Here is a 3,237-nt window from a genome sequence, read left to right on the forward strand (position 1 = left end):
CGCGCGCTGCGCTGCACGCGGGCGGTGAACCAGAAGGTGCTGCCCGCGCCGGGCGCGCTGTGCACGCCGGCATCGCCCCCCATCAGCAGGGCCAGTTGCCGCGAGATGGCCAGGCCCAGGCCCGTGCCGCCGAAGCGGCGGGTGATGGTGGCGTCGGCCTGGTGGAAGGCCTGGAAGAGGTGGGATTGCTGCTCGGCGGTGAGGCCGATGCCGGTGTCGCGCACGGCGCAGTGCAGCACCAGGTCGTCTTGCGCGCCCACGCCTTCGGCATGCGGGCCGTCGTCGGCCGGCGTGGCGGCGTGCACCGACACGGTCACGGCGACTTCGCCCGCTTCGGTGAACTTGATGGCGTTGTTCACGAAGTTGACCAGCACCTGCCCGATGCGGTGCGGATCGCCCAGCAGGTAGGGTGGCACGCCCTCGGCCACTGCCACGTGAAAGCGCAGGCCCTTGGCCTTGGCCTTGTCGTCGAACAGTTCCGACAGGTCGGCCAGCAGGGTGGGCAGCTCGAACGGCACGGTTTCCAGCACGAGGTGGCCGCCGTCGATCTTGGAGAAGTCGAGCGTGTCGTTGACGATGCCCAGCAGCCGGCGGCCGGCGCGGTACATCTGGTCCATGCGCTCGCGCTGCGGCGGGGCCAGGGCCTCGTCCTTGAGCGCGAGCTGGGCCAGGCCCAGGATGGCATTCAGCGGGGTGCGGATCTCGTGGCTCATCACGGCCAGGAAGGTGGCCTTCTCTTCGGCGGCCTGGGCCAGCGCGCGGGCCTGGTTCTTCTGCTCGGTGACGTCCAGCCACACGCCGTTGAACAGCACGGCGCCATCGGGCAGGCGCCGCGCGGTGGCCAGGGTCTTGAGCCACCGCGTGCGGTCGCCGTGCGCCACCTCGACGTCGAAGTCCAGCGGCTGCAAGGTGCGCAGGCTGTGCTCGAAGCGCTCGCGCAGCGCGTCCTGCCCGGACGGCGGCAGGCCGTAGGTCTGCTCGACGGGGCCTTCCAGGCGCAGCAGTTCGTGCGCGGGGCGGCCCTGCAGTTCGGCGGCCTTGTCGCTCACGAAGAGAAAGCGCTGCCAGCCATCGGGGCGCACATGCATCTGGAACACGGCGCCCGGGATGGCGCCGGTCAGGTCCACGAGCTGCTCGGACAGGCGGCGCGCCTCGGCGCTCGCGGCCACCTCGATCGCCAGGCGGTCGGCGCGCTGCATGCTTTCCTTGAACACCTGCAGCGCCTTGGCCATGGTGCCCACTTCGTCGCGCCGCTCGGTGCCGGTGACGGTGTCGTCGTATTCGCGGTCGGTGAGCCGCTCCATGTGCCGCGTGAGCCGCAGGATGGGGCGGGAGATCTGGAAGACGGCCACCCAGGACGACAGCGCGATCACCAGGGCCAGGCCGATGCCCACGGCCAGCGCGGTGGTCAGGATGGTGTCGCGCGTGACCTGTCCGAGCCGCACGGACGATTCCTGGAACTGCGTGACGGAGTAGTTGCGCTGCTGGTTCATGTCCCGCTGCAGCGCGCGCAGGGCGGGCTCGAACTCGCCGTGGATGATCTGCAGTGCCCGGTCGCCACGCCAGCGCGATGCGGCGTCGACGATGCGCGCGGCCAGCGCGAAGGCCGCCGTAGCGCGCTGGCGGATGGACTGCAGCTGCGCGGCATTGGCGGGCACCAGGGCTTCGGTGGTGTCGATCTGCTGGTTGAACTGGGCCTGCAGCTGGGCCAGGCGGGTCAGGGCGGCGCGCATGGTGGCCTCGTCCTGCTCGGTCAGCACGGCATACACGAGGCGGCTCGATTCACTCAGCAGCAGGGCGGCATCGCCGATGTGCAGCGCGCTCTGCGCCTCGCGCTCGATCAGCGCGTTGTACTGCTGGTCGATGCCGCGCATCTTGCTGGTGGCGTAGAGCATCGATGCCGTGGAGATGACACCCATCAGGCCCACGAGAAAGACGATCTTCGCGGTGAGCGGCAGGTGGGAGAAGGACCGCAGGACATACCGGGACAAGGACATGGTCGCTCCGTGGAAGGGTGGGCGCAAAAGCGGCGTGCGGGTGGGGGTCAGGGCTTGCGGGCGATGGCCGCGCGCAGCGCGCCACGGCGCCGGGTGTGTCCAGCCGCCCCTGCAGGTGGCGGGTGACCACGTCGTAGACGGCGGCCTTTACCGCGGAGGGATGGGCATTGCCCATGGCGATGGAGCCCATGAGGGTGCGGCGCATGTTGGCGCCGCGCAGGTCGATGATGGCGCCCTGGCCGCAGCGGTTGAACGGGGCCTGCTGCACGTCCACGCGCGCGGGCGCCGCGCCGGTGCGCACGTTCACGGCCACCTGCAGGTCCGGGTCCATGAGGATGGAGGCGAAGCGCTCCTGCGCCGCGCGCTGGCGTGCGGGCTGCTTGAAAAAGACGAACTGGTCGCTGTTGAAAAGGTACATGCCCTGGGTGTCGGGAAAGCGCCAGCACTGGTAGTCGCGGTCGGGCAGCATGCCACGCACCTTGAACTCGCCGTCCACCCAGCTCCCCTGCACCTGCAGGAGGGCCTGCCCGCCGGCGACGAGGTCGGTGGCCTGGTCCCAGCGGCGGCGCATGAAGCCCGCGTCCAGGTACCGGGCCAGTTGCCGCATGCGCTCGAAGATCACGGTGGTGACCGGGGCGTCGAGCGCGGTCGGGTCCAGGTCGAGAAAGGCGCGCCGGTAGAACGCCGCGCCGCCGGTGCCGGCCGCGACCGATTCGAACAGCAGCGTGTGTTCCCACGCTTCCTTGCCGATGGCCAGCGGCTGGATGCCGGCGGCGCGGGCCCGGTCCAGCAGGGCGATCAGGTCGTCCCAGGTGTCGGGCGGCGCGGCGGCTCCCAGCCGGCGCGCCAGGGACTGGTTGACCCAGAGCCAATTGGTGGAATGCGCGTTGAACGGGGCCGCCACCCACTGGCCCTGCCATTTGGAGAGCTGCTGGATCTCGTTGGGGACGACCTCGTCCCATTCCTCGCGCGCGGCGACGTCGTTCAGGTTGTCCAGCAGCCCGCGCCGCGCCCATTCGTGGATCTCGTAGCCGATCATCTGCGCGGCGGTGGGCACCCGCCCCGCGCGCACGCGGGCCGCCAGCACGTCGGTGTAGCGCGCGGTGCCGCTGCCGGGCGAGAAGTCTTCCTTCCAGGCCAGGCCCCGCTGGCGCGTGAAGTCGCGGATCGCGTCCATGCTGGCGCGCTCGCCCCCCCCACCCACCAGTGGAACACCTCCACGCCCGCCGGCTCGCTGCGG

The 3,237-nt window shown here is 70.9% G+C and carries 1 protein-coding gene and 1 pseudogene; both read right to left on the reverse strand.

Features of this window, described 5'->3' with window-relative positions:
- On the reverse strand, window positions 1–1,997 hold a 1,997-nt coding region (locus AC27KI_RS21525), incomplete at its 3' end, for an ATP-binding protein (RefSeq protein ID WP_487115744.1).
- Between the two features lie 313 nt (window positions 1,998–2,310).
- Window positions 2,311–3,174, reverse strand: a pseudogene (locus AC27KI_RS21530) (ABC transporter substrate-binding protein); the annotation flags it as partial.
- Window positions 3,175–3,237: the final 63 nt, after the last annotated feature.

The organism is Acidovorax sp. KPB24-03 (assembly GCF_057546605.1).